The 24,938-nt window shown below is 33.2% G+C and carries 29 protein-coding genes and 2 pseudogenes; 28 read left to right on the forward strand and 3 right to left on the reverse strand.

Translation table 11 applies throughout. The annotated features are described in order from the left end of the window. Positions 1 to 25: 25 nt before the first annotated feature. Positions 26 to 1,594, forward strand: a complete 1,569-nt coding sequence (gene ppk1 / locus NMU03_RS11195; protein ID WP_290142331.1) for a polyphosphate kinase 1 — start codon at positions 26 to 28, stop codon at positions 1,592 to 1,594. Between the two features lie 4 nt (positions 1,595 to 1,598). Next, positions 1,599 to 2,669, forward strand: a complete 1,071-nt coding sequence (locus NMU03_RS11200; RefSeq protein ID WP_290138413.1) for a 6-phosphofructokinase — start codon at positions 1,599 to 1,601, stop codon at positions 2,667 to 2,669. 36 nt (positions 2,670 to 2,705) lie between these two features. Here the strand turns inward: NMU03_RS11200 and NMU03_RS11205 are convergent, their stop codons facing one another. Genes NMU03_RS11205 through NMU03_RS11215 form a run of 3 tightly spaced genes read right to left on the reverse strand, consistent with a single transcriptional unit; the run spans position 2,706 to position 3,570 of the window. Then, positions 2,706 to 2,912: an HAD hydrolase family protein gene (locus NMU03_RS11205; protein ID WP_290138415.1), complete on the reverse strand. Its 207-nt coding sequence runs from the start codon at positions 2,910 to 2,912 to the stop codon at positions 2,706 to 2,708. Then, complete coding sequence (locus tag NMU03_RS11210; protein ID WP_290138417.1) at positions 2,909 to 3,271, reverse strand: hypothetical protein; 363 nt, start codon at positions 3,269 to 3,271, stop codon at positions 2,909 to 2,911. The genes NMU03_RS11205 and NMU03_RS11210 overlap by 4 nt, the downstream gene beginning before the upstream one ends. Next, entirely contained in the window at positions 3,250 to 3,570 is a 321-nt protein-coding gene (locus NMU03_RS11215) for an HAD-IIB family hydrolase (protein ID WP_290138419.1), read from the reverse strand. The genes NMU03_RS11210 and NMU03_RS11215 overlap by 22 nt, the downstream gene beginning before the upstream one ends. A 140-nt stretch (positions 3,571 to 3,710) precedes the next feature. On the opposite strand from NMU03_RS11215, the gene NMU03_RS11220 reads away from it, so the two are divergent. From NMU03_RS11220 to NMU03_RS11330, 26 genes and pseudogenes are all read left to right on the forward strand, one after another. Continuing rightward, complete coding sequence (locus NMU03_RS11220; RefSeq protein ID WP_290138421.1) at positions 3,711 to 4,592, forward strand: helix-turn-helix domain-containing protein; 882 nt, start codon at positions 3,711 to 3,713, stop codon at positions 4,590 to 4,592. Positions 4,593 to 4,698: 106 nt separating this feature from the next. Continuing rightward, on the forward strand, positions 4,699 to 5,952 hold the full coding sequence (gene bilR, locus NMU03_RS11225) for a bilirubin reductase (RefSeq protein WP_290138423.1): 1,254 nt from the start codon (positions 4,699 to 4,701) through the stop codon (positions 5,950 to 5,952). After that, a complete protein-coding gene (locus tag NMU03_RS11230) occupies positions 5,883 to 6,632 on the forward strand; it encodes an FAD-dependent oxidoreductase (RefSeq protein WP_290138425.1) in 750 nt (249 codons plus the stop codon). The genes bilR and NMU03_RS11230 overlap by 70 nt, the downstream gene beginning before the upstream one ends. A 13-nt stretch (positions 6,633 to 6,645) precedes the next feature. Then, a complete protein-coding gene (locus NMU03_RS11235; RefSeq protein WP_290138426.1) occupies positions 6,646 to 8,592 on the forward strand; it encodes an oxidoreductase in 1,947 nt (648 codons plus the stop codon). Positions 8,593 to 8,727: 135 nt separating this feature from the next. After that, positions 8,728 to 9,105 (forward strand): hypothetical protein, encoded by a 378-nt coding sequence (locus tag NMU03_RS11240; protein WP_290138428.1) that lies wholly within the window; start codon positions 8,728 to 8,730, stop codon positions 9,103 to 9,105. Next, complete coding sequence (locus tag NMU03_RS11245) at positions 9,105 to 9,491, forward strand: hypothetical protein (protein WP_290138429.1); 387 nt, start codon at positions 9,105 to 9,107, stop codon at positions 9,489 to 9,491. The genes NMU03_RS11240 and NMU03_RS11245 overlap by 1 nt, the downstream gene beginning before the upstream one ends. 9 nt (positions 9,492 to 9,500) lie before the next feature. Further along, positions 9,501 to 10,517, forward strand: coding sequence for a CapA family protein (locus NMU03_RS11250; protein WP_290138430.1), 1,017 nt, complete (start codon positions 9,501 to 9,503; stop codon positions 10,515 to 10,517). A gap of 90 nt (positions 10,518 to 10,607) precedes the next feature. Beyond that, complete coding sequence (locus tag NMU03_RS11255; protein WP_290138432.1) at positions 10,608 to 12,032, forward strand: ROK family protein; 1,425 nt, start codon at positions 10,608 to 10,610, stop codon at positions 12,030 to 12,032. 26 nt (positions 12,033 to 12,058) lie between these two features. Then, positions 12,059 to 12,193, forward strand: coding sequence for a hypothetical protein (locus NMU03_RS18240; RefSeq protein ID WP_290138434.1), 135 nt, complete (start codon positions 12,059 to 12,061; stop codon positions 12,191 to 12,193). Positions 12,194 to 12,195: 2 nt separating this feature from the next. Further along, complete coding sequence (fmt, locus tag NMU03_RS11265; RefSeq protein ID WP_290138436.1) at positions 12,196 to 13,008, forward strand: methionyl-tRNA formyltransferase; 813 nt, start codon at positions 12,196 to 12,198, stop codon at positions 13,006 to 13,008. A 219-nt stretch (positions 13,009 to 13,227) separates the two neighbouring features. After that, positions 13,228 to 13,389 (forward strand): hypothetical protein, encoded by a 162-nt coding sequence (locus tag NMU03_RS11270; protein ID WP_290138438.1) that lies wholly within the window; start codon positions 13,228 to 13,230, stop codon positions 13,387 to 13,389. 12 nt (positions 13,390 to 13,401) lie between these two features. Continuing rightward, positions 13,402 to 13,935 (forward strand): Rossmann-fold NAD(P)-binding domain-containing protein, encoded by a 534-nt coding sequence (locus NMU03_RS11275; RefSeq protein WP_290142332.1) that lies wholly within the window; start codon positions 13,402 to 13,404, stop codon positions 13,933 to 13,935. A gap of 602 nt (positions 13,936 to 14,537) precedes the next feature. Next, entirely contained in the window at positions 14,538 to 14,834 is a 297-nt protein-coding gene (locus tag NMU03_RS11280) for an EbsA family protein (protein ID WP_494337174.1), read from the forward strand. Between the two features lie 107 nt (positions 14,835 to 14,941). Further along, a complete protein-coding gene (locus tag NMU03_RS11285) occupies positions 14,942 to 15,250 on the forward strand; it encodes a hypothetical protein (protein ID WP_290138441.1) in 309 nt (102 codons plus the stop codon). A gap of 482 nt (positions 15,251 to 15,732) precedes the next feature. After that, positions 15,733 to 16,941: a hypothetical protein gene (locus NMU03_RS11290; protein WP_290138443.1), complete on the forward strand. Its 1,209-nt coding sequence runs from the start codon at positions 15,733 to 15,735 to the stop codon at positions 16,939 to 16,941. Between the two features lie 312 nt (positions 16,942 to 17,253). Further along, positions 17,254 to 17,451, forward strand: coding sequence for a hypothetical protein (locus NMU03_RS11295; protein WP_290138444.1), 198 nt, complete (start codon positions 17,254 to 17,256; stop codon positions 17,449 to 17,451). A gap of 72 nt (positions 17,452 to 17,523) precedes the next feature. Then, a complete protein-coding gene (locus NMU03_RS11300; protein ID WP_290138446.1) occupies positions 17,524 to 18,099 on the forward strand; it encodes an SMI1/KNR4 family protein in 576 nt (191 codons plus the stop codon). A gap of 159 nt (positions 18,100 to 18,258) precedes the next feature. Then, positions 18,259 to 18,507, forward strand: coding sequence for a helix-turn-helix domain-containing protein (locus tag NMU03_RS18245; RefSeq protein WP_494337158.1), 249 nt, complete (start codon positions 18,259 to 18,261; stop codon positions 18,505 to 18,507). Positions 18,508 to 18,524: 17 nt separating this feature from the next. Beyond that, positions 18,525 to 18,665, forward strand: a pseudogene (locus tag NMU03_RS18250) (Cro/Cl family transcriptional regulator); the annotation flags it as partial. A gap of 84 nt (positions 18,666 to 18,749) precedes the next feature. Next, complete coding sequence (locus tag NMU03_RS18255) at positions 18,750 to 19,472, forward strand: replication initiation factor domain-containing protein (protein ID WP_494337175.1); 723 nt, start codon at positions 18,750 to 18,752, stop codon at positions 19,470 to 19,472. Between the two features lie 995 nt (positions 19,473 to 20,467). After that, positions 20,468 to 21,043: a recombinase family protein gene (locus NMU03_RS18060; RefSeq protein ID WP_435372901.1), complete on the forward strand. Its 576-nt coding sequence runs from the start codon at positions 20,468 to 20,470 to the stop codon at positions 21,041 to 21,043. 17 nt (positions 21,044 to 21,060) lie between these two features. Next, a pseudogene (locus NMU03_RS18260) lies at positions 21,061 to 21,591 on the forward strand (recombinase family protein); the annotation flags it as partial. Between the two features lie 48 nt (positions 21,592 to 21,639). Continuing rightward, entirely contained in the window at positions 21,640 to 22,080 is a 441-nt protein-coding gene (locus tag NMU03_RS18265; protein WP_494337176.1) for a DUF4368 domain-containing protein, read from the forward strand. A gap of 98 nt (positions 22,081 to 22,178) precedes the next feature. Then, the gene (locus tag NMU03_RS11320) at positions 22,179 to 22,634 is read left to right on the forward strand and encodes a hypothetical protein (protein ID WP_290138447.1); all 456 of its coding nucleotides are present in this window, start codon (positions 22,179 to 22,181) and stop codon (positions 22,632 to 22,634) included. Between the two features lie 10 nt (positions 22,635 to 22,644). Further along, positions 22,645 to 23,946 carry a pyrimidine-nucleoside phosphorylase gene (locus NMU03_RS11325; protein ID WP_290138449.1) on the forward strand — a complete coding sequence of 434 codons (1,302 nt, stop codon included), beginning with the start codon at positions 22,645 to 22,647 and terminating at the stop codon, positions 23,944 to 23,946. 72 nt (positions 23,947 to 24,018) lie between these two features. Further along, positions 24,019 to 24,861, forward strand: a complete 843-nt coding sequence (locus tag NMU03_RS11330) for a Cof-type HAD-IIB family hydrolase (protein ID WP_290138451.1) — start codon at positions 24,019 to 24,021, stop codon at positions 24,859 to 24,861. Positions 24,862 to 24,938: the final 77 nt, after the last annotated feature.

Genomic DNA, 24,938 nt, shown 5'->3' on the forward strand with positions numbered 1-24,938 from the left:
TAAGGAATTATATATTATTGTACAATTGGAATCTAAAAAAGGAAAACGTAAAATGGGAATTGTATCTTGTGGTAATGCGATAGATGAAAGAATGTTGGCTGTTCCAAGTATGCAAGGACAATTTATTTTGGTAGAAGATATTATTTTGCATTTTGTTTCTAAAGTCTTTAGTAAATATACAATTAAAAATAAAGGTTTTATTCGTGTGACAAGAAGTGCTGATATTGATGAAGATGATCATTCTTTAGAAGGACATGATGATTATCGTGAAATGATGGAAACATTGATTAAACAACGTCGTAAATTATGTCCAATTCGTTTGGAAATCTCTGAAGGTTTGGAAGAATTAGAAATCATGATGTTGATGAATTTCTTGAATTTAAAGAAAAATCAGGTGTTTTTATCACAAGTACCATTGGATTTAGGCTTTATTGGAACATTGCGTGATCATTTACGTATGTTGCATCCTCAGTTGTTCTATAAACGTTTAGAGCCTAGAAACAGTCCAATGGTTGAAAATGCGGTTCCAATGATGAAACAAATTGGGAAGAAAGATATTTTATTGGCATATCCATTTGAATCGATGTCACCATTTTTGAGATTGCTTGATGAAGCCAGTCGTGATCCACAGGTTGCTAGTATCAAGATGACACTTTATCGTGTGGCTAAAAATTCAAAGATTGTTAAATCTTTAATAAGAGCAGCTGATAATGGCAAAGAAGTTGTTGTTTTGGTGGAATTAAGAGCACGTTTTGATGAAGAAAATAATATTGACTGGTCAAAACGTCTAGAGGCTGCTGGTTGTCGTGTGATTTATGGTTTAGATGGTTATAAAGTGCATTCTAAATTATGTTTGATTACTTATAAAAATAGTCAAGGTGTTCAATATGTTTCACAGATTGGTACAGGTAACTATAATGAAAATACCGCTAAACTTTATACTGATTTAGCTTTAATGACACATAATCATGAATTAGGGGAAGAAATTAATGATGTTTTTAATCATTTGAGTTTAGGAGAAACAATGAGTGAAACACAACATTTGATGGTTGCACCTCATTGTATGTTATCTAAGATTTGTGAATATATTGATGAACAAATTGCTTTGGCTAAAGAAGGTCAAGAGGCTTATGTTGGTTTTAAATGTAATTCAGTAACTTCAAGAGTCATGATTAACAAATTGATTGAAGCCAGTCGAGCAGGCGTTAAGATTGATATGATTGTCAGAGGTATTTGTTGTATTATTCCTCATGTGGAAGGTTATACTGATAATATTCGTGTAATTTCTATTGTGGGACGTTATTTAGAACATTCACGTATTTATATTTTTGGTGTTGGGGATAATCGTAAAGTTTATATTTCTTCAGCGGATTTAATGACAAGAAATCTAGAAAGACGTGTAGAAGTTGCAACACCAATTTATGATAAGAAAATTCAAAGAATTATTTGTGCAATGTTTACAACAATGTTGAAGGATAATGTCAAAGCTTGTGAATTATTAGGTGATGGAAGTTATAAGCGTATTAAAAATAAACAGGCAAGTATGAATAGTCAGGAGTATTTCTTTAAAAAAGGTATTGATGTAAAGGAGTGAGATGATGAGGGTTGGTCTTTTAACGAGTGGAGGTGATTGTCAGGCTTTAAATGCGACAATGCGTGGGCTTGTCAAAACACTCTATCAACAAAGAAAAGATATTGAGATTATTGGTTTTCTAGATGGTTATAAAGGTTTGATGTATGAAAATTATCAAATTATGCAACCTCAAGATTTTGAGGATATTTTAAATAAAGGTGGAACGATTTTAGGATCTTCTAGATGTCCATTTAAAAAAATGCGTGTGATTGAAAATGGTTTTGATAAAGTGGCAGCCATGAAAAAAACATATCAAAAGTTAAAATTAGATTGCTTAGCTGTTTTAGGTGGTAATGGTTCATTAAAGACTGCGAATTTATTATCACAAGAAGGGTTAAATGTTATTGGTTTACCTAAAACAATAGATAATGATACATGGGGAACTGATTATACTTTTGGTTTTCAATCAGCCGTTGATATTGCTTCAAGATATTTAGATGAAATTCAAACAACAGCTTCAAGTCATAGTCGTGTCTTTATTGTTGAAATTATGGGACATAAAGTGGGGCATTTGTGTTTGTCGGCAGGTTTGGCTTCAGGGGCAGATATGATTTTGTTGCCTGAAATTCCTTATGATATAGAAGTGGTTGCCAGAGATATTGAAAAAAGAATCAAGACAGGTAGAAGATCGATTCTCATTGCTTGTGCTGAAGGTGCTATTTCTAAAGAAGAATCGATGCTTTCTAAAAAACATTATAAGTTAAAAGTTGCAAGTCGTGAAGGTCAATCTGTGGTTTATGAGATTGCTGAAAAATTATCTCATTATATAGAGAAAGAAATTCGTGTGTCTTGTGTTGGACATGCTCAGCGTGGTGGACAACCTTGTGCTTATGATCGTGAAATGGCGACATTGATGGGTGTCGAAGGAGCAAAATTGATTCTCAATAAAAATTATGGACAATTGGTTGTTTTGGTTGATCATCATTTGACATCTATTCCTTTATTGGAAACAGCTGGACAATTAAAATATGTAGATATTGAAGGAAGTGCTGTGCAAAATGCACGTTTAATGGGTATTTCTTTTGGTGATGTATAAAGAATCTCTTGAGATTGATTTCTCAAGAGATTTTTGTTAGGCTTCAATTAATCCAAAATGAACAAAAGCATTATAGAGTCCATCTTGATCGACATCATCAGTGACATAGTCAGCCATGGCTTTGATTTCGTCACCACCACGACCCATCGCAACACCTACCTGGCAGTATTCAAGCATAGGAATATCAATTTTAACATCTCCAAAAGCAAATGTATCTTCGATGCTGGCATCAAGATATTTCAATAATTTATCAATCGTATGAGCTTTGGTAATGTTTTTACTCCTAAATCACCAAATAAAGCAATTTCACCTTTGCCACTCCAAGTTCCTGGTTTCAAATCTGGGAATTCTCCAATAGAATCTAAATGATCTTGATAGCTTTCTAAGATAAAGCTAACCTTATGTAAATCATCACGATATAATTCAACACCATAGATCATTTCAGGGAAAATATCACGTACTGTCATTTCTTCAGCATGATCTTTTCCTTTTCTTTTACAATATTCTTTAATAACAGGGTTTCCTCTTTCTTCAAAGTTTTCACTGGCAAATAAACCATTATTACTTTCAAGATAAAATTCTAAATGTCTAGATTTAACCAATCTACAATATGACGACATTGTTCTTTGGTAATCAATTGCTGCATCACAATATGATCTTGATGTTCTACATAACTTCCGTTTCCACCAATCATACCATCCAATCCAATATCCCAGATATAATCATAAACTTCGGCTTTACTTCTTCCTGTACAAATATAAACTTTGTGTCTATTGGCATGGGCTTTTTGAATCGCTAACGCAGCTGATTCAGGTAATTTGTTTTCATAGTCTAATAATGTTCCATCAACATCAATAAATATAATTTTACTCTTGATTTCCACTCCTTTACTTGTTTTCATTATAAAAGAAAATCAAAAACAAAACATGGATTTAAAGAGAAATGTAAAGAATATGCAAAAAAAGAGAAAAAAATATTATCATTTCTTTAATGTTTGCGAAAGGAATAGATTTATTTTAAAATAATATAAAGGTGGTATATATGTATATTGAAACAAAACAACAGTATTCGCAATTTCAAGGAGATGAATTAACTGATTTACTTGGCAAAATGACTTTTCAGATTAATAATTTTGGTTTATGGCAAAGTGATGAAGATACCAAAGCCAGTTATATATCCAATGATATAGAAATTGTCTATTATAAAGATGGAGGTTCTACAACGATTATTGGTGATAAACAATATGAATGTCCAGTTGGCAGTTTTTTAATTTTAGAACCTTTTCAGTTAAATACGTCTATTAATCATGGGCATGATCATTATGCTTATTATTATTTTCATTTTGAAATTGAACCAATATATTTAAAAACACAGTTTTTATCCATGTTGACGTATCATGGACATTTGATTTATCCTGATGAAGTGCGTGATTTTCAAGAAATGTTGGAGCGATTGTTGATTGAAGCGCGTGAAAAGGAAATTGGTTATTCCAGTGTTATTACTTCAGCATTAATAAGAATTATTGTTGATATTATGAGGGCTCAAATCAAAAGAGGGAATGATTTACAGATTGAAGTCAGTCAATCTTCTTATGCTGGATTAATTAATGAAAGTGTGAAATATATCCAAAAACATCTTTATGAACCGATTCGTTTACAGGTTATGGCACAATCTTTAGGCGTATCCACAAGTGTTTTGTATAAAGCTTTTATCAATGTTTTACATACTTCACCTGCTTTCTATATCCAACAACAAAAGATTGCCTATGTCCAAAAACAGCTTTTGCTTGGAAAAAATGTGAATACCTTATCGCAGGAACTTGGTTATTCATCAGCCTATCATTTATCAAAGGCTTTTAAAAAGATCGTGGGGATGAGTCCTCGTGATTATAAAAAGCAAATGACATTCAAGAAAACTTTGTGAAATAAAAAACATATATGAAAAAGTATATGTTTTTTAGCTAAAAGCGTATGTTTTATATATTTGTAAGTGCTATCATAGGTGTGATAAAAACAAGGAGGAAAAAAGAATGAATTTATTAGAACCTATTCAAGTAGGAAAAATCACATTAAAAAATAGAATTATGTTTCCACCGATGACAACAGGATATGAAGAAAGAGATGGAAGCATTGGAACACAAAGTTTTAATTTTTATAAAAGATTGGCTGAAGGTGGTGTCGCTTATATTGTATTAGGTGATGTTGCACCCGTGAATACTGTATCTCCAACACCAAAGCTTTTCCATGATGGACAGATTGAAGCTTATCAAAAATTAGCTGATGCTTTACATGTATATGATTGTAAATTAGGGATTCAATTATTCCATCCAGAATATGATGTAGATGCTTTAGCTGAACTCTTTAGAAAAGGAGATATGCAGGCTGCACGTGCAAAATTACATCATGATATGTTACATTATATTGATGAAGTGACAGAAGAACAATTAAATACAATTTTAGAAAAAATGGGTGATTGCGTGAAACGTGCTTATCAGGCAGGTGTTGATGTGATTGAAGTCCATGGAGATCGTTTAGTAGGTTCTTTATGTTCAACAATCTTAAATCACCGCAATGATCAATATGGTGGGGTTTTTGAAAATAGAATTCGTTTTGCATTAGATGTTGTGAAAACTATTAAAGAATATGCACCAGATATTTGTATTGATTATAAATTACCAGTTGTCACAGTGAACCCAGATGGAACGCTGAGAGGAAAAGGTGGTTTATTAATTGAAGAAGCAGTGAAGTTTGCGAAAATCTTAGAAGAAGCTGGCGTTGATATGATTCATGTTGGTCAAGCCAATCATACTGGAAATATGAATGATACAATTCCTGCAATGGGAACAACACCATATAGTTTTATGGCATCTTATACAAAACAAATTAAAGAAGCTGTAGCTATTCCAGTTTCTGCTGTTGGACGTATTATCACACCAGAAAACGGTGAAGCATTAATTGAAAATGGTGTTTGTGATATAATTGGATTAGGTCGTTCTTTATTGGCTGATCCTGATTATGTTAAAAAATTAGAAGCCGGTGAAGGTACACGTATTCGTCATTGTATGATGTGTAATAAAGGATGTACAGATTCTATTCAAAACAGAAAATTCTTAAGCTGTGTTTTAAATGCTGAAAATGGATATGAATATGATCGTGTTATTACACCAGCAACTGATAAGAAAAAGTTGTTGTTGTGGGTGGTGGACCAGCAGGTATGGAAGCTGCCAGAGTGGCCAAAACAAAAGGACATGATGTCGTTTTATTTGAAAAAGAAACAACTTTAGGTGGACAATTAAATATTGCGGCTGTGCCACCTAGAAAATATGAAATGAATCGTGGTATTCATTATTTAACAAATGAAATGAAAGCATTAGATATTGATTTAAGATTAGGACAAGCAGTGTGCGCTAAATGTGTCCTTGATGAAAATCCAGATGCAGTGATTGTCGCTGTTGGAGCATTTAATGTCATTCCAAATATTCCAGGTTGTGATTTACCACATGTTTATGATGCATGGAAAGTGCTTAACCATGAACAATTACCAAGTGGAAAAGTTGTTGTTATTGGTGGTGGATTAGTTGGTGCTGAAACAGCTGAATTATTAGCTCAAATGGGAGCTGAAGTCACAATCGTTGAAATGATGGATACAATCGCTAAAGAAGAATCTACAACAGTTCGTCCAACAATGATGGCTGATTTTGAAAAACATGGTGTGAAACAATATGTCAATACAAAAGTGACAGCTATTACACCAACAAGTCTAGAAGCCCAAAATGAAGAAGGTCAGTTATCTATTGACTGTGATTATGTTGTCTTAGCTGTAGGTGCAAAACCAAATACTTTTGATACATCATTATTAGAAGAAAAAGGTATCAAAGTTTATGTTGTCGGTGATTGCCATGACAAAGCAGCAGATATTAATCATGCCATTGAAGAAGGATATTTAGCTGCTAATGGTATTTAAGGAAGTGAATACAATGAATCAATTTCCACATTTATTTGAACCTATTCAAATAGGAAATCAGATAGTTAAAAATAGAATTTTTATGCCTCCTTTATCAACCAATTTAGGAAATAAAGGTTATGTGACAGATGAACTTGTAGAACATTATAAAGCACGTGCAAAAGGTGGCGTTGGATTGTTTGTGACAGAAGTGGTGACAGTGGAACCAACTTATGTCTATCTACCTGGTGATATGTCTATTTATGATGATTCTTTCATTGAAGGATGGAAAAAATTAGTTGATGGTGTCCATGAATATGGAGCAAAGATCTTACCACAGCTTTTCCATCCTGCCTATATGGCATTTCCTATTCCAGGAACACCACAATTGATTGCACCATCACATGTTGGTCCTTATTATGCTAAAGAAGCACCTCGTCCTATCACAAAAGAAGAATTGAAAGTTATTATTCAACAATTTGCCCACGCAGCTTTAAGAGTCAAAAAAGCTGGTGGTGATGGAGTTGAAGTGCATGCAGCACACGCCCATGGATTGTTAGGTGGATTTTTATCACCACTTTATAATAAACGTACAGATGAATATGGTGGTAATATTGATGCCCGTTTAAAATTGACTTTAGAAGTCATTGAAGCGATTAGAGAAACATGTGGATCTGATTTTATTATTGATGTGCGTATTTCGGGAGATGAATATAGCGATGGTGGTTTGAATATCAATGATATGATTTATGTTGCTAAAAAATTGGAAGCACATGGTGTGGATATGTTGCATGTTTCTGGTGGAACAACGATTGCTAGAGGAAGTTCTATTCCTGCACCTGGAACACCAATGGGAAGTCATGCAGCTTTATCTGCTGAAATTAAGAAGTATGTATCTATTCCAGTTGCTACAGTTGGTCGTATTGTTGAACCTTGGGTAGCTGAAGAATTAATCGCTAATGGTAAGGCTGATGCTTGTATGATGGGACGTGCCAACCTTTGTGATCCAGAATTTGCAAATAAGGCGAAAGCTGGAGAAGTGGAAGATATTCGCCCATGTATTGGCTGTCTACGTTGTTTAAATGGCATTATGTTTGGTAAACCAGTTGCCTGTACAATGAATCCATCATTTGCTTTAGAAAACGAAGATACCATTCAACCATCTTCAGCGAAAAAGAAAGTGCTTGTGATTGGTGGTGGACCTGCTGGTATGGAAGCTGCGTTTATTGCGAAAAAACGTGGTCATGAAGTTGTCTTATGCGAAAAAGAAGATGAACTTGGTGGCGCATTAAAAATAGCTTCTGTTCCAATTGGTAAACAAGACTTATGTCAAGTGATTAAATGGATGAAACGTCGACTTGTTCAATCAGGTGTTGATATTCGTATGCATACACCAGTGACTTTGGATATGTTACAAAACGAATTTCATGATTATGAGGTTATTGCTGCACCAGGAGCGAAACCGCTTATCATTCAACCTTTTACAACATTTAAACAATGGATGACTGGTGATGATATATTATCTGGACGTGCTTTTCCAGGTCGTAAGCTTGTCATTATTGGTGGAGGTTCAGTGGGTTGTGAACTAGCAGATTATTTAGCGCCATTAGTCAATGACCGTTTTCCTAGAAATCGTGATATTACGATTATTGAAATGGGTCAAGAAGTGATGTTGAAAGAGTCTGGGCCAGGTCGTTCTTTACTTGTTCAAAGATTAATGAAAAAAGGTGTCAAGATGATTGTCAATGCGAAAGTTGAAAGCGTAACAGACAATCAAATTACATATATCCAAAATCAACAATCTTATACGATTGATGATGCTGATACGTTAGTTCTGGCCTGTGGTTATCAACCAGACGTTACTGTTGAAGAAATGTTGAAATCTGCGAATGTATCTTATCATTTGATTGGTGATGGACATCAGGTAGGAAATATTAAAGATGCAGTGAGTGAGGGTTATGAAATTGCACGACATATATAGAAACTGTTTTATAGCAGTTTCTTTTTTCGGACATAGAATGCATTTTCAGGTGTTTATATATAAAATCCTTTTGACCCATGAAAACATTCGTTTTCTGATATGTTTTGTTGTATAATAGAAAAAAGGGGTGAAACGATGGAAATATTAATATCACGTATTTTAAAGTATTTGAATGGTTGTTTAAATGATGATTATATGTATCGTATTGGAAGTTTTGTCGTCAAACATTATCATCAAATTTGTCATTATGATTTTCAAAAGTTTATTGATGAAGTTAAATGTAGTCAAGAAGATGCTATGTCATTTTTCAAGCATCTAGGATTACATTCCTATGAAGAATTTCATCAACAGATGAATTTAGATAAACAGCTTCGTTTAGATCAAATAGAAGCCAGAATGTTACAGACTGATGTAGAAAAGTTTTTATCTCATTTACAAATTAAAGTGGAGAAAGAGAAATTTTTAAATAATATTGATGAGATTTGTAATTTGATTTTTGAGAAAAAAGAGTAGTGATTGTTGGAGCATTATATCCTAGCTGTATTGCAGTTGATTTTCAGACGGATTTAATTACTTTAGGAAAAGAAGTTATTGAATATCATCATTTTGATGAAGAATTTGAATTTTCTGATGATGATGTCGTATTGTTTATTACAGCAACTGGACGTACGATGGAAGAAAATGCTAAAAAAATGGTGAAACAGAATTTATGTGAAGCTTATGTTGTTTTAGTGACACAAAATAAAAAGTATATTCAATTTGAAGATGTTTGCCCTGATTATGTTGTTCATGTTTCAGGAACATTTGATGGATTAGAATTTAATTATCAAACAATGATAATTTTTGATTTATTAAGAATTCGTTATTATAAAAAATTTTATATAGAAGATGAATCATAGGTGGTATTTATGAAGAAAGGAATACAATATTTATTGGTGATATGTTTTACATTGATGTTGATAGGATGTCAAAGTGAAAAGCCACAAGTAACACAAAATGAAGAAGAAAAAGTAGAAACGAAAGAACCTGAAGTGAAAAAGACAGAAATCACTTTATCTTTTGTGGGTGATATAACTTTAGGAAATTATGCTGGTCAAGGTTATGATGGGTCTTTTGATCAGGAATATGAAAAACAAGGTAAAGATTGTACATATTTTTTAAAGAATGTCAAATCTGTTTTTGAAGCTGATGATTTAACGATTGCCAATTTAGAAGGCCCATTAACAACAAGTCAAGATTATGCCCAAAAGACTTTTGCGTTTCAAGGGAAACCAGAATATGTTAATATTTTAACTGAGGGTGATATTGAAGCTGTCACATTAGCCAATAATCATTCAAAAGATCATTTTGAACAAGGGATGCAAGATACGAAAGATATTTTAGATGAAAAAGAGATTGCACATTTTGGTTATGATGAAAGTTCTGTAATAGATGTCAAAGGGATTCAAGTTGGACTTTTAGGTTATGCTTTTCCTAGTGAGGTCACTACTGATATGAAAAAGGCGATTACAGAATTAAAGGAAAAATGTGATTTGGTTATTGTTTATTTTCATTGGGGAATTGAACGTGATAAGGCACCAATGGAATCACAGCGCAGTCTTGCAAAACAGACAATAGATGCTGGAGCTGATTTGATCATTGGTTCACATCCTCATGTTTTACAGGGTATTGAAACATATAAAGGGAAAAAGATTGTTTATAGTTTAGGTAATTTCTGTTTTGGTGGAAATAAAAATCCAAGTGATAAAGATACCATGATTTATCAACATACTTTTTCATTTGAAAATGATGAATTGGTTAAAGAAGAAAGTAAAGTCATTCCTTGTATGATTTCTTCTACATCTTCACGTAATAATTATCAGCCTACAATTGTAGAGGGTGATGATGCATCACGTGTTTTAAAGAAAGTCAATGACATAAAATAGCATGTTTATGCTATTTTTGTTTTGGAGATTTATTTGATGTTTTGATATCTCAATGATACAATAAAGATAAAGAAAAAGTGAGGAAAGCTTATGGATATGAAAAAAACAGAATTATCTTTTGATTTTCAAGCATGGATTCAAAAACATCATAGTGATGATTATCGAATTATTGTGGATAATGATAAACTGATTCGATTAGTAACTGATTATGGAGAAGCTTCTATTCGTTTTACAATGATTGAGGACAGTACGATTGTTGAATTTTCGATTGTGTCTCAAAAAGATGATGAAGTCAAATTTTATTTGCATTTTGAATTGAATGATGAAGAACATGCTAAACAATTATATGATGAAATGGTAGAAACACTCATTGGATTAAAAGATAAAAAGACTTTACAAGTTTTATTATCATGTTCTGCAGGTTTGACAACGTCAATGTTTGCTGAGAATTTAAACGAAGTTGCGAAAATGTTAGGGTTGGATTATCATTTTGATGCAGTGTCTTATTTGAGTATTTATGAAGAAGTGGAAAAATATGATGTGGTCTTGATTGCACCACAAATTGGTTATATGTTGAATCGTTTAAAAGAAAGTTTAACAGATAAACTTGTTTTACAGATTCCTACCTCTGTTTTTGCGACTTATGATGCATCAGGAGCCTTAAGATATATTCAAAATGAAGTCGAACAATATTATGCAAGTAAAGCCAAAACAACTCAGAAACATCATAGTCATTGCACGGAATATGAAAATCGTATTTTATCTATTGTGATTTCAAACAATAAAGCACAAACACGTATTTATTATCGTTTGAGTGATAAATGTGAAATTATTGATCATAATATGATTATTAAGCCATCTTTGAATATTTATGATCTTTATGATATTATTGATACAGTTTTATTAAAACATCAATATGTCGATATAATTGGAATTGCGACGCCAGGAGTCGTTAAAGATGATCAACAGTTAAGAAATTCCATAGATGAGAAGATTTTAGATATCAAAAATGACTTTGAAAAGAAATATGGTGTCAAAGTATTGGTTTGTAATAATGCCAATGCAGCGGTCATGGGCTTTGCTTTGGAACATCCAGAATACCAAAATATTGTCTTCCACTCTCAGCCATTTGGCTTTGCGATAGGTGGTCAAGGTGTGATTTTTCATGGAGAGATTGTTCATGGACGTAATGGAGTGGCAGGTGAAGTGAGATATTTTCTGCGTCGTATGCAATTCTCCGATGACTGTTCAAAGTTAGCATGGACACAAGCAGGTGTTTTAGAACTCGTTACAAAATCATTGTTACCAACACTATGCATTATGGGACCAGAAGCTGTGGCACTTTATTCTCCAATGGTACAGGATATGCATGAAGTCAAAAATAAACTCTTATCATTTTTACCTGAAGATTTTATGCCAGAATTTTATTCAATTAAAGAAGTCAGTCCTTACATGTTAGATGGTTTAACAAAGCTTTGTGTTGATGTTTTAGAAAGCAAAAATAATGAGGATTAAAAGAAATATAAAAGGAGTTCAATGTTATGAAAGAAAGAATTGTATTTATGGGAACAGCTTCTTTTTCATTAGCTGTTTTGAAAATGTTGATAGATAATGATTATCATATTGTAGGGGTTGTCACACAACCAGATCGTTATGTGGGAAGAAAAAAGTTTTAACAATGCCCGATGTGAAGGTAGAAGCTTTAAAATATGATATTCCAGTTATTCAACCAGCACGTATCAAAGAAGATTATCAGGCAATTATTGATTTACAACCAGATTTGATTATTACTGCAGCTTATGGACAAATTATTCCCCAAGCACTTTTAGATACGCCACGTTTAGGGTGTATCAATGTCCATGCGTCTTTATTGCCATTGTATCGTGGTGGTGCGCCAGTTCACCAGGCCATCATTGATGGACAAGACAAAACAGGTGTGACGATTATGTATATGGTGAAAAAGATGGATGCAGGAGATATGATTGCTCAAAAAGAAACACCTATTAATGATGAAGATACAGTGGGGGTATTGTATGATCGTTTAAGTGATTTAGGTGCTCAGTTGTTAAAAGAAACATTACCAGATGTATTGAATGGAACAAATGCGCGTATTCCTCAAGATGAAAGTAAAGTGACTTATGCACCAACACTTTCAAGAGAAGATGAACGTATTGATTGGAACTTATCTGCCAAACAAGTTTATAATAAAGTTCGTGGAACAAATCCATGGCCAGGGAGTTATACAACTTATCAGGGAAAGACTGTTAAAATTTGGGCAGGACAAGTCCATCATTGTGAAAATGCTATGAAACACCATGCCCATCAAGATAATGGAACAATTGTTAAAATTTTTAAAGATGCCATTGGTGTCAAAGTTAACGATGGTGTGTATTTAATTACAGAATTACAATTAGAAGGTAAAAAAAGAATGTCTGTGAAAGATTATTTGAATGGGCATTGTATTTTTGAAGTGGATACAAAGTTTGAATAAAACTTTGTATTTTTTTGGAGGAGAAAAACAATGAAAACAATATTAGTAACCGGTAGTACAGTTTTTGTCAGTCGCTTTGTCAGTGAGTATTTTGTGAAAATGGGATACAAAGTCTATGTTTTGAATTGTGGCACAAAATCACAACCTTAAGGCGTTCATTGGATTCAAGCAGATAGACATCATCTACAAAATCAGCTTCAATCCATTGATTTTGATGTTGTGGTAAATGTATGTGCCTATGATGAACAAGATATTTTAGATTTGCTTCAAGCATTAGGACATTTCCAACAATATATCATGATCAGTTCAAGTGCCGTTTATCCAGAGCGTGCAAAACAGCCATTTGATGAAAAGACACCACTTAGCTTGAATCGTTATTAGCAAGATTATGGCATCAACAAAATATCTGCTGAAAAAACTTTGCTTCAATATGTACCAAATGCTTATATCATCAGACCATCGTATCTTTATGGACCGATGAACAATGTTTATCGTGAAGCCTTTGTTTTTGAATGTGCCAATTTGAATCGCCCTTTTTATATCCCTAAAGATGGTTCTATGAAATTACAGTTTTTCTATATCGAAGATTTGAGTCATTTTCTATATCATCTGATGATTGATTCATCATTTGAACACATCTTTAATGTTGGCAATCCTCAATCTGTAACGATTAAAGACTGGGTAGAATTATGTTATGAAACTTGTCATCAAAAACCAAACTTCATTCATGTGGATTCGACCATTGAACAAAGACAATATTTTCCATTCTATAACTATGAGTATGCTTTAGATGTTCAAAAACAGAAATTAATCTTAACAACAACAAAGTCACTTGATAAAGGATTACAAGAGTCTTATGATTGGTATCAAAATCATAGTCAGCTTGTTATGCGTAAACCATTGATAGAATTTATTGATAAACATTAAAAAAATGATAGATTTTCCCATGAATTTATGGAATTCTACTTTTACGGGGCGTTCCTCTTTTGATAAAAAGATATAATAGAAGTAGGAGGAATCATTATGGATCAAAAGAAAATAGGATTAACCCAAAAACAATTGGTTCAACAACTATCAGTGACAGATAAATCTGTATCCAAAAGGGAAAAGGGAGTTTCCCGAACAAAAGGATATTAAGGAATAACCTGTGTTTACCTGCTTGCGAATAAAAGAATAATACTATTAAGTTAGAAATACTGCATAAATGTGCTGGTATCTCTTTTTCGTTGGCTTGAAACAACAGACTATTTCATTTCTGCTTAATTACTTTAAACTTATCAGGATATGATTTGTCAAGGGCTTGTTGCGTAAGCAATGCTGAACAGCACCCTTAACAAATCATAGACGGATAAGTAACCTTTTTGTACAAGAAAAAATAGTAATCTTAAGATTTTGAAATATTGTAGCAGATAGTGGAAAATGGTATAATGTAAATACAGAGAAACATATAAATTGGAATTTAAGGAGAATTATTAGATGAATATATCAGAAAATAAAAAGAAATTACCGCAAGGTATCCATCAGAGTATATTTATATAATGGTTGGTCTTATTGGTATAGGATTTTTCTGTTTGCTTATTTGTTCCCTCATTGCACCGCCAGAACAAAAGGAAGAAATCATTTCGTTAATTTTAGGAATTTTAGTTCTTTTATTGATATTGAGCATTGGATTTAAACGATATAAAATAATCCTTAGCAGAGATGAAATTATTGAAGTACCTATTCTTGGTAAAAAGAAACAGATACAATTTAAAGAAATCGAAAGTGTCAAAATTAGACGGTCTAAAGCAATTTCTATCTTTGGTAAAAAGAAAAAATATATATAGACCCTGCTGTAACAGAATATAAGCAAATTTTTTTATTTTATCTGACAAAGGATTTATCCAATCTGTGTTACCTCATTTATAAATTTCAGGTTGTAGAGGTGATTAGAATGAAGAAACTATATTGCATGAACTGTGGTACTGAAATAAAAGGCGGAATACCTAACAAATGTTCTTGTGGAGCTGAATTTGATTTAGCAGATACAAAAAAACATAAAAAAATAATTACAAGCATTATATTCTTTGTAATATTAATGTCTCCACTGATTATTCTTATTCACTTTGGCAGACAATATTTACAAGCGTCAATTATTTTATATGCTTTACTTCTGATTCTAGGTATTTTTTGGTATCGTATCGTACAAACTATTTTAGTTCGTCTTGGGTTAGTAACTATGACGAACATTGAAATTAAATAACAACAACATCTTCGCAACTCTACTGAGCAGGAAATCTGAAAAGGTCTCCTGTTTAAAATAAAAAAAGGCAATTCTTTTTTATTTTCCGATAAAAAAGATTAAAAATCTGATTATCTGCATAAACACAAGTACTTTAAGTAATAAGAATGAAAATACAAAAGAAATTTACCACAAATTCACTACGATTGAAAGAACCTTGATACGACAAAGAAAAATTGCATAAAAAAGAAAACAGGCATTTCATACAAGATATGAGATGTCTTTTTGTTGCTGTAACACAGCATAATTTGTTCTTTTTTCTGCTTGATTATCTATCATTTTTTAGAGCATGAATTGTCAAGAGCTTGTTGCGTAAGCAATGCTTGCACTCTTGATAAGGCATGGGATAAAAAATATTCTGACAGATAGCAGAAAAATAATGACTGTTTAAATTCGTGATGATATAATTATAAAAAATATTTTTTATCAAAGGAGAAGATTGAATGGAAAGGAAAATCATAAGAAATAAAAAATATGTGAAAATTATAGGTATTATAACTACTGTTGTATTTTCAATGATGAGTATATTTTTTGGCATAGTAGCAGGTATGATTGCTTCAATATGTTTTTTGCCATTTGTAGCACTTGGAATAATTCTACTGATAGGATATGAAAGAGAAAAAATTATCATAGAAGAAGATACACTGACTTTTTGCTATCCATTGAAGAAAACACGTGTAATAAAATATCATGATATTCATTGTTTGCTTTTTGTTCCATTGGGCAATAAGACATCAATGGTCTTAATTGATAATAATTACAACAGATTAAACGAATTGGACTCTACGCTGGACAACCTAGATGTTTTATTTGAGATGCTTGCAGAAAAAGGTGTCTCGATTATTGATTTTGAGGAACTTGTTGAACAAAATAAGAATGTATCAAAATATATTTCTGCTTTGAACTGGATAGAAAAAAATTATTATAAATCTATATTTGATGAAAAGGATACGACTGAGAAACTGCAAAGAACAGTAGAAAAAGATAAAATTGAAAAAGTAAGACAAAGACTAAAGATTTTCGGCTGGGGATTCATAATCGCTGATGCTTTGGCATTTTTGTTCGGTGGCAAATCAATGTATATTATCTATATCCTTGTTATCCTATCCACCTATGCATTATATGTATGGTATTACCCATATATTTATTTTGAAACCAAGAGTAAAAAAGTTGAAGATGTCATACTGCAATTACCTTTATTCGGTGCACTTATAGCGTCACTATTCTGTATGTTTGTTTTTCAGATATGTGACTGTGACTTTTATGATTTATTGAAATTTATTTTTATCAGTGCGGTTATCCTATCTATCCCTTTTATCTTCAAATCTTTAAAACTCAAGATACATCAAAGAAAAGCACGAATAATATCAGTATTATTCGCAACATTGTATATATCATTTATCATTGCCATGCCTGTCAATATTTTATTGACATTTGATAGAGCAACACATGAAGAAATCGTCGTTATTGATAAAGATATAGATACAGGAAGCAGTCTTACAGACTATGAACTGATAGCAAATTGGCGTGGAGAAAAACAGAGCTTCAATGTGTCAAAAAACGAATATTTGAAAACATCTGAGGGAGATACACGTAGGGTTTGCGTTCGTAAAAGTTTATTTGGCTTAGAGTATTATACTGTTCACGAATAGATTGTGTGTTTGTAATAAATTCATGTTTGAATTATGCAGACGGAGTGATCCAGACACGGTGGCAGGAAAATCTCTCGGATTTTTCTGCCATGTCTTGCAAGTGGCTGGTTCACTTCGTCTGTGAGCGAGCCATGGCGAGCGAAGATTAAGCCCCGTTATCTAACAAGGGGCGGAAAAAACAAAAGATAATGGGCATTTACAAACGTAAAACGTTGTATTTACAAGGTAAAACTGCATTTTACATGATGTGATATAAAAAGTATCTATTTCACATGGCAAATATATATAAACTTATCAAGGAGGATTATATAAATGAATATTGCAATGATTTTAATAGGTGTTCTTATTTTTCTTTCTTTTCCATTTATTGTTTTGCAAAAAATCAAAAAAACGAAACAAGAAGATACAGACGAGGCAAAGAAAAAATTAAATTTATTTCTTATTTGCACAATTCCAGTTCCAGTAGTTGCTATTATACTTTTCTTAATGGGATTGAAAGCATTATTATAACTGAAAATCAATGATTTTTATAAATAGTGAAAACGGAATGCTTGAAAGAAATTTAATGAATGGGGGATAAAGATGTTAATATCAAAATTTAACAATGAAGATATTGAGAATGCTATTCAAGAAATAGAAAATCGTTATGGTTTTATTTTTCCTACGGAATATCGAATATTTTTACAAAAATATAATGGTGGAAAAACTCCTAACACAACCTTTCATCTTCAAGGAATTTCATCAGATATTCAAGCGTTTTATGGTCTTGGTAAAGCAGATATGAATTATAATATTTCAATGCTTGAAAATACACTATTGTTTTCAGATATGATTGATAACAACCTGTTTCCTATTGCAATCAATTCATTTGGAGATTATCTTTTAATCGGATTATGTGGAGATAATACAGGGAAAATATATTTTTGTTACCATGATATGTCAAAAAATGATATTGAATTATCATCAAGTTTATCTGCCTTTTTCTCCTGTTGCAGAAGTCAAAAAATCGGGCATATCCGAACCGTAGAAGAACGAATTACTGATATGAAACGATTGGGAAAAGGACATAAAATTACAGAAGAAAAATTGAAATGCTGGCAAAAAGAAATTGATGAGTATTCAAAAATCAAACAAGAGAAAGTTACTTTTGAAATTTAGATGTTATGTAATATCAAGGAAAGTGAAGTATCTGTAAATCTCATATTCATACGCATAAGCAGTTAGTCTTAGGATTGACTGCTTTTTCTATACAGATTTTTATTAACAGGCAATTATCAGTAAATGGTAGTTGTCTTTTTTGATTGGAGGAATTTTAGAATGAATGATAAAAACTTTATTGAAGAATTAAGGAAAAAACGTGAAAAATACGGTGTAACACAAACAAGGCTTGCGGTTGCCTGTGGTATCAGCCGTGAGTATTACAACCGCATTGAAAAAGGCAAACAGCCATTGAATGATGAATTAAAGGAAATCATAGAAAAACAGATTGAGCGTTTCAATCCACGAGAGCCGTTATTTTTACTAATTGATTACTTTCGTGTCCGCTTCCTACTACGGACGCATTAAAGATTATTCGTGATGTATTGCAACTGAAAGCAGATTATATGCTGTATGAAGATTATGGAAAATACGGGTATGAAAGCAAATATGTGCTTGGCGACATCAATGTCATGTGTTCCATGCAGTAACATTTAGGTGTTCTATTGGAACTAAAAGGCAAAGGCTGTCGGCAACTGGAAAGTTATCTGCTGGCACAGGAACGCTCATGGTATGATTTTATGCATGATTGTATGACGGCTGGCGGTGTGATGAAACGGCTTGATTTGGCTATCAATGACCGAGCAGGAATATTAGATATTCCAAAGTTAAAGGAAAAATATATGGCTGGGGAATGTGTTTCCTATTTCCGTAAACAGAAAAATTATGGCAGTACAGAAAAATGCGGTGATGATATGCCAAAGAACACAGGCGAAACTTTATATCTTGGCTCAACAAGTAGCAAACTATATATGTGTGCTTATCAAAAGAACTATGAGCAGTATGTCAAGAATGGCACAGAAGTTGAAGATACCGAGATTAAGAACCGTTTTGAAATACGCATGAAGAATGAGCGAGCCTATTATGCGGTTGTAGATTTACTGACTTATCGGGACGCTGAACGTACTGCTTTTTCTATCATCAATCATTATGTCCGTTTTGTAGATAGAGAGGAAGATAAACCGAAAAGTCAATGGAAAATGAATGAAAATTGGGCGTGGTTTGTAGGGGATAACAGAGAAACGATACGCTTAACTACAAAGCCAGAGCCTTACACCTTGCAAAAGGCATTACATTGGCTACAAAGGCAGGTTGCACCGACCATAAAAATGATACAGGCATTAGACAGAGAAAATCATACAACGATACTGAAAGATATGATTGAGCAGGCAGAACTCAAAGATAAGCATAAACACTTATTACAATTAGAAAAATCAACCATAGAAGAACGTATAGATACCGCTATTCCACAAGAGAATGACGGTATTTTTTAATTTCTTCAAAAAATCTGCAACAAAACAAGGTGTTTATTCCCTATATGAAGTGGAAGTTGAGAAAATCTAAACTTTTTTTGAGAAATATGACGGAAATTCATGATTAGTGGACAGTGTTATGCGAAAAGAAGAAAATCTTTTCATTCTCAACTTAACATTTGGTAGTTGCCGTTCCCTATATGGAGCAAAGAAAATCTTTCATTCCACAGTTGGCAGTTACGGCGTTGCATGGGTAGTTAGGGTGTGAAAAGAAAATCGGATTTTTTCATCATCAACTTAGCAGAATGACACTTTCTTTCCCTATATGGTACAGGATAAGAAAAAAGTTTTGAAGATTGGCTACGCTTCTGCTCTTTTCCAATGCGGTATATAGGAAAGACGATTTTCTTCTTTCGTGTTCTTTGACAACTGAATAAAGCAGTTCAATACGTTTGACAGACAGCGAGCCGTCGAAACAGATACGCCATGACCTTTCCCCTGCAAAAGCGAGCGACAACCTATCTGTGTTCCTGTAAAAGATTTGTTCTCTTTTATCGCCATGACCTGTCCTGTCTGATAATGATACTCCCGTACAGCCACAGCTTGAGCGTTCAGAGCGTCGCACGCAATGGGTACGGCTACATAAGAACTATGCAGAGGTGGAACTCCTGTAGGCTATGACAAAAGCCGTTGAATTACTTAGAAAAGATTTTTACAGAAAGGGGGTATGTGTTATTGCTGATATTGTAAAAACAAGGTAGGAAAAGACAAATAATAAGCGTGGCATTGGCAACAGAGGAAAAACAAAGATTGTTGTAAAAGAGCATTTTTCCGAAAAGGGAAAGACAATGGAAGAACTTCTGACGGATGTTATGCTGGAAAAAGCAAAGCAGACAATCGCATAAAATCGGTGCAGTTGTAAGAAATAGATTGAATGACAAAAAGTACCCATGTTATACTTTACTTGCAAGCAGGTATTGTAAACACGGGTTAGTTATAAAGGAGGATAACTGACAATGAAACAACAGATTTACAATACTGCACTTTATCTTAGGTTAAGCCGAGATGATGAATTACAGGGCGAAAGTTCCAGCATTACCACACAAAGAAGTATGTTGTGTCTATATGCAAAAGAACATCATTTGAATGTGATTGATGAATATATTGATGACGGCTGGTCGGGAACAAATTTTGAAAGACCGTGTTTCCAGAGAATGATTGAAGATATAGAGGCAGGAAAAATCAACTGTGTTGTAACGAAAGATCTTTCCCGACTTGGCAGAAATTATATTATGACAGGACAATATACAGAATTGTATTTTCCCAGCCATAATGTCCGTTACATAGCGATTGACGACGGTGTAGACAGCGAAAAAGGCGAAAGTGAGATTGCACCATTTAAAAATATTATCAATGAATGGGTGGCAAGAGATACAAGCCGTAAAGTGAAATCGGCATTCAAGACAAAATTTGCAGAGGGTGCATATTATGAGGCTTATGCTCCGTTAGGATATAAGAAACACCCCGACATCAAAGGAAAACTGCTGGTTGATGAGGAAACAAAATGGATTGTTGAAAAAATCTTCTCCTAGCCTATCAAGGTTATGGTAGTGCCAAAATCACAAAGGTACTGCGAGAAGAAAAAGTTCCGACAGCGTCTTGGCTGAATTTCACAAGGTACGGTACTTTTGCACATATCTTTGAGGGAAAGCCCGACAGCAAGCGTTATGAGTGGACGATTGCTCATGTTAAGGCAATTTTAAAAAGTGAAGTCTATATCGGAAACAGCGTTCATAATCGACAATCAACAGTTTCATTCAAGAGCAAGAAAAAAGTGCGTAAGCTCGAAAGTGAATGGTTTCGAGTAGAAAATACCCACGAACCGATTATTGACAAAGAAGTGTTCTATCGTGTGCCGGAACAGATAAAATCAAGGCGTAGACAGACAAAGAAAAAAGCAACGCCAATATTTGCAGGGCTTGTCAAGTGTGCGGATTGTGGCTGGTCTATGCGGTTTGCGACAAATAAGGCAAATAAAACACCATACAGTTATTATGCTTGCAGTTACTACGGGCAGTTTGGCAAAAGTACTTGTTCTATGCACTATATCTGTTATGATGTGTTGTATCAAGCCGTATTGGAACGATTGCAGTATTGGGCTAAGGCAGTACAGCAGGACGAAGAAAAGGTGCTGAATAAGATACAAAAGGCTGGGAATGCAGAGCGAATACGAGAAAAGAAGAAAAAGGCAAGTGCTTTGAAGAAAGCCGAGAACCGTCAAAATGAGATTGACCGCTTGTTTGCGAAAATGTACGAAGATAGAGCCTGTGAGAAGATAACGGAACGAAATTTCATCATGCTGTCGGGAAAATATCAGAAAGAACAGATAGAACTGGAACAGCAGATAACCGACCTAAGAGAAGAATTAAGTAAAATGGAACAGGATATGATAGGTGCTGAAAAGTGGATTGAGTTAATCAAGGAGTATTCCGTACCAAAGGAACTGACAGCACCGTTATTAAATGCAATGATAGAAAAAATCCTTATTCACGAAGCAACAACGAATGAGGACAATAAAAGAATACAGGAAATAGAGATATACTACCGATTTATTGGAAAAGTAGACTGATAATGAGGGTTCATATCTTTAACTAAGGGAAAAGGGTATTCATTTACCTGATGCTTCCTTGTATATGCCTTTGTGTGAAATATTGGGGATTAGACTTAATGAATTTTTTTATAGGAGAATATGAACAACATCATGAAGACATCGTGCCAGAAATATTAAAAGAAAATTATCATCATATGTTGAAAATAGAAAGATGGAATTTCATTATCTTTATTGTTGCCATGTTAAGTGTTTTTTGGACCTCTTTTGTCTGGGCTGTGCATTTAGGTTGGTTGATATTAGAACCAGATTTAAAACCTTATAGTCATTTATATTATTTATCTTATGGTTATTGGCTGGCTTACTTTCTTATTTTTAAAAAAGTGAAATTAGGTTATCTTTTGATGTGGATTATTTATTTTATAATGGTTAGTGGTATTATTGCTTTCTTTGGTTATCAATTTAATCGTATGTTACTTCATCTTGATTTTTGGATAAATAGTGCATTAACGCTTTGGGGAGTGTATAATAGAGATATAAGATTTCGTAATCTTTTAAATCGAAATGAAAAGTGAGGACAAAACAATGCGAATGGTTGATTTAATTGAAAAGAAAAAAGAAGGTAAAAAACATACTCCGGAAGAAATTCATTTTATTATACAAGGCTATACCCATAATGATATTCCTGATTATCAGATGAGTGCATGGCTGATGGCTGTTTGTTTTCAAGGATTAGATAAAGAAGAAACAGCCATTTTAACAAAAGAAATGATGCATAGTGGTGATGTGATTGATTTAAGTCGTATTCAAGGTATTAAAGTCGATAAGCATAGTACGGGTGGTGTTGGTGATAAAACATCAATGGTTTTAGGACCAATTGTTGCTGCTTGTGGTGTACCCGTTGCAAAAATGAGTGGTAGAGGACTGGGACATACAGGAGGAACATTGGATAAACTAGAATCTATACCAGGACTTCATATTATGATTGATGAAGATGATTTTGTAAAACAAGTCAATGACTGTGGTCTAGCAATTATTGGGCAAAGTGGACATTTAGATCCAGCGGATAAAAAAATGTATGCCCTACGTGATGTCACAGCAACTGTTTCTTGTATTCCTTTGATTGCTTCCTCCATTATGTCTAAAAAACTAGCGGCTGGTAGTGATGCAATTTTATTGGATGTCAAATATGGTGATGGTGCTTTTATGAAAACTAAAGAAGAAGCAAAAGAATTAGCCCGTACAATGATTGAGATTGGTGATTCTTTAGGTAAAGATACGCGTGCTACGATTTCTAATATGAGTCAGCCTTTAGGTTATGCGATTGGCAATATTCTAGAAGTTAAAGAAGCAGTGGATACACTAAATGGACATGGACCAGAAGATTTGTTGGAACTCTGTTTACAAGCAGGTAGTCATATGTTGCTTCAAGCCAAAAAAACGGATTCATTAATAACAGCCAGAAAAATGTTGCAAGATGTCATTGAGAGTAAACAGGCATTAAGAACTTTTTGTGCGATGGTCAAAGCACAAGGAGGTGACGAGGCTTATATTCGTCATCCTGAAATGTTTCCAAAAGCAAAAGATGTTATTCCTGTATACAGTTTAAAGACAGGTTATATCAAAGATTTAAAAGCCAAACCTTTAGGAATTGTCAGTATGAAATTAGGTGGGGGACGTGAAACAACTGAGGATGAGATTGATTATAGTGTAGGTTTAGTCCTTCATAAAAAAATTGGTGACTTTGTGAAAAAAGGTGAAGTGTTAGTAGAGGTGCATACTAACAATGGACTTTCCCAAGAATTAGAACAAGATATTTTAAATGCTTATGAATTAACTGATGAATTTGTGAAAAAACCATTATTGATTGAGGAAGTTTTATCATGATTATTTTCAAAAAATGATAATTTTATACCAGAGTTAAAAAAACATGTATAATAAAAGTCGGTGGTGAAAATAATGGGAAAATTTTTATTTTTTGATATTGATGGGACATTAGTTGGAAAGTCTAAAATGGTGACTGAAAAAACAAAACAGGCGATTCAACAAGCAAGACAAAATGGGCATCGCGCCTTTTTATGTACTGGACGTGCACCAACTTCACTTGTTGGTGATATTCGTGAAATTGCTTTTGATGGAGCAATTTGCTCTGCTGGTGGATTTGTGATTGTTGATGGTGAGTATATCTTTGAAAACTTTATGAATCAATATATTTTATCAGAAGTGATGACTTTATTTATCAATAATCATATTTTGTTTACATTAGAAACTAAAGAAGCGCTCTATCAGACACCTGGTGTTAATGAATTTTTTGATCAAAAACATCAAAAAGACTGTGAAAACAATTTAGAATTAATGCGTTTTTTCCAGTTAAGACGTATGGGAGAAAATCGTTTACCAATTAAAGATTTTGATATTTTAAAAACAGGTGTCACTAAAGTTTGTTTTATTGCACCGAATAAACAAAGTTTTTATGATTGTGTTCCTTTTTTAGAAGAGTTCTTTAATATTGTGACTTTCTCTAAGGAAGAAGATGATTTTATTAATGGTGAAATTATTTTAAAATATTGTACCAAAGCAGATGGTATTTTAAAAGTTGTCAATCATTTTAAAGGACAAATGAAAGATACAATTGGTTTTGGGGATAGTATGAATGATTATCAAATGCTTCAAGAAGTGGAAACTGGTGTGGTCTATGAAGGTGCATCAGATAATTTAAAGGCATTAGGAAAATATTTCTTTACTGATCCAGATCAAGATGGTATTTATAAAGTGATGAAAGAAATGGGATTAATTGATTAAAATATTGAAAGATTATTTTCAATATTTTTTTCATTTAGAAATAAATACGAGAATATTGTTTCATTTTAAGAAAGTTT

It is taken from the genome of Allocoprobacillus halotolerans (genome assembly GCF_024399475.1).
Classification (GTDB): domain Bacteria; phylum Bacillota_I; class Bacilli_A; order Erysipelotrichales; family Coprobacillaceae; genus Allocoprobacillus; species Allocoprobacillus halotolerans.

Coding starts and splice junctions, on each gene's coding strand:
- NMU03_RS11235 (WP_290138426.1), top strand. CDS start 6,646: ATGAATCAATTTCCACATTTATTTGAACCTATTCAAATAGGAAATCAG.
- bilR (WP_290138423.1), top strand. CDS start 4,699: ATGAATTTATTAGAACCTATTCAAGTAGGAAAAATCACATTAAAAAAT.
- NMU03_RS18245 (WP_494337158.1), top strand. CDS start 18,259: ATGAATGATAAAAACTTTATTGAAGAATTAAGGAAAAAACGTGAAAAA.
- NMU03_RS11300 (WP_290138446.1), top strand. CDS start 17,524: ATGTTAATATCAAAATTTAACAATGAAGATATTGAGAATGCTATTCAA.
- NMU03_RS18255 (WP_494337175.1), top strand. CDS start 18,750: ATGAAACGGCTTGATTTGGCTATCAATGACCGAGCAGGAATATTAGAT.
- NMU03_RS11215 (WP_290138419.1), bottom strand. CDS start 3,570: ATGAAAACAAGTAAAGGAGTGGAAATCAAGAGTAAAATTATATTTATT.
- NMU03_RS11200 (WP_290138413.1), top strand. CDS start 1,599: ATGAGGGTTGGTCTTTTAACGAGTGGAGGTGATTGTCAGGCTTTAAAT.
- NMU03_RS11240 (WP_290138428.1), top strand. CDS start 8,728: ATGGAAATATTAATATCACGTATTTTAAAGTATTTGAATGGTTGTTTA.
- NMU03_RS11325 (WP_290138449.1), top strand. CDS start 22,645: ATGCGAATGGTTGATTTAATTGAAAAGAAAAAAGAAGGTAAAAAACAT.
- NMU03_RS11290 (WP_290138443.1), top strand. CDS start 15,733: ATGGAAAGGAAAATCATAAGAAATAAAAAATATGTGAAAATTATAGGT.
- NMU03_RS11250 (WP_290138430.1), top strand. CDS start 9,501: ATGAAGAAAGGAATACAATATTTATTGGTGATATGTTTTACATTGATG.
- NMU03_RS11255 (WP_290138432.1), top strand. CDS start 10,608: ATGGATATGAAAAAAACAGAATTATCTTTTGATTTTCAAGCATGGATT.
- fmt (WP_290138436.1), top strand. CDS start 12,196: ATGCCCGATGTGAAGGTAGAAGCTTTAAAATATGATATTCCAGTTATT.
- NMU03_RS11230 (WP_290138425.1), top strand. CDS start 5,883: ATGGAAGCTGCCAGAGTGGCCAAAACAAAAGGACATGATGTCGTTTTA.
- NMU03_RS18240 (WP_290138434.1), top strand. CDS start 12,059: ATGAAAGAAAGAATTGTATTTATGGGAACAGCTTCTTTTTCATTAGCT.
- NMU03_RS11320 (WP_290138447.1), top strand. CDS start 22,179: ATGAATTTTTTTATAGGAGAATATGAACAACATCATGAAGACATCGTG.
- NMU03_RS18060 (WP_435372901.1), top strand. CDS start 20,468: ATGAAACAACAGATTTACAATACTGCACTTTATCTTAGGTTAAGCCGA.
- NMU03_RS11330 (WP_290138451.1), top strand. CDS start 24,019: ATGGGAAAATTTTTATTTTTTGATATTGATGGGACATTAGTTGGAAAG.
- NMU03_RS11285 (WP_290138441.1), top strand. CDS start 14,942: ATGAAGAAACTATATTGCATGAACTGTGGTACTGAAATAAAAGGCGGA.
- NMU03_RS11220 (WP_290138421.1), top strand. CDS start 3,711: ATGTATATTGAAACAAAACAACAGTATTCGCAATTTCAAGGAGATGAA.
- NMU03_RS11295 (WP_290138444.1), top strand. CDS start 17,254: ATGAATATTGCAATGATTTTAATAGGTGTTCTTATTTTTCTTTCTTTT.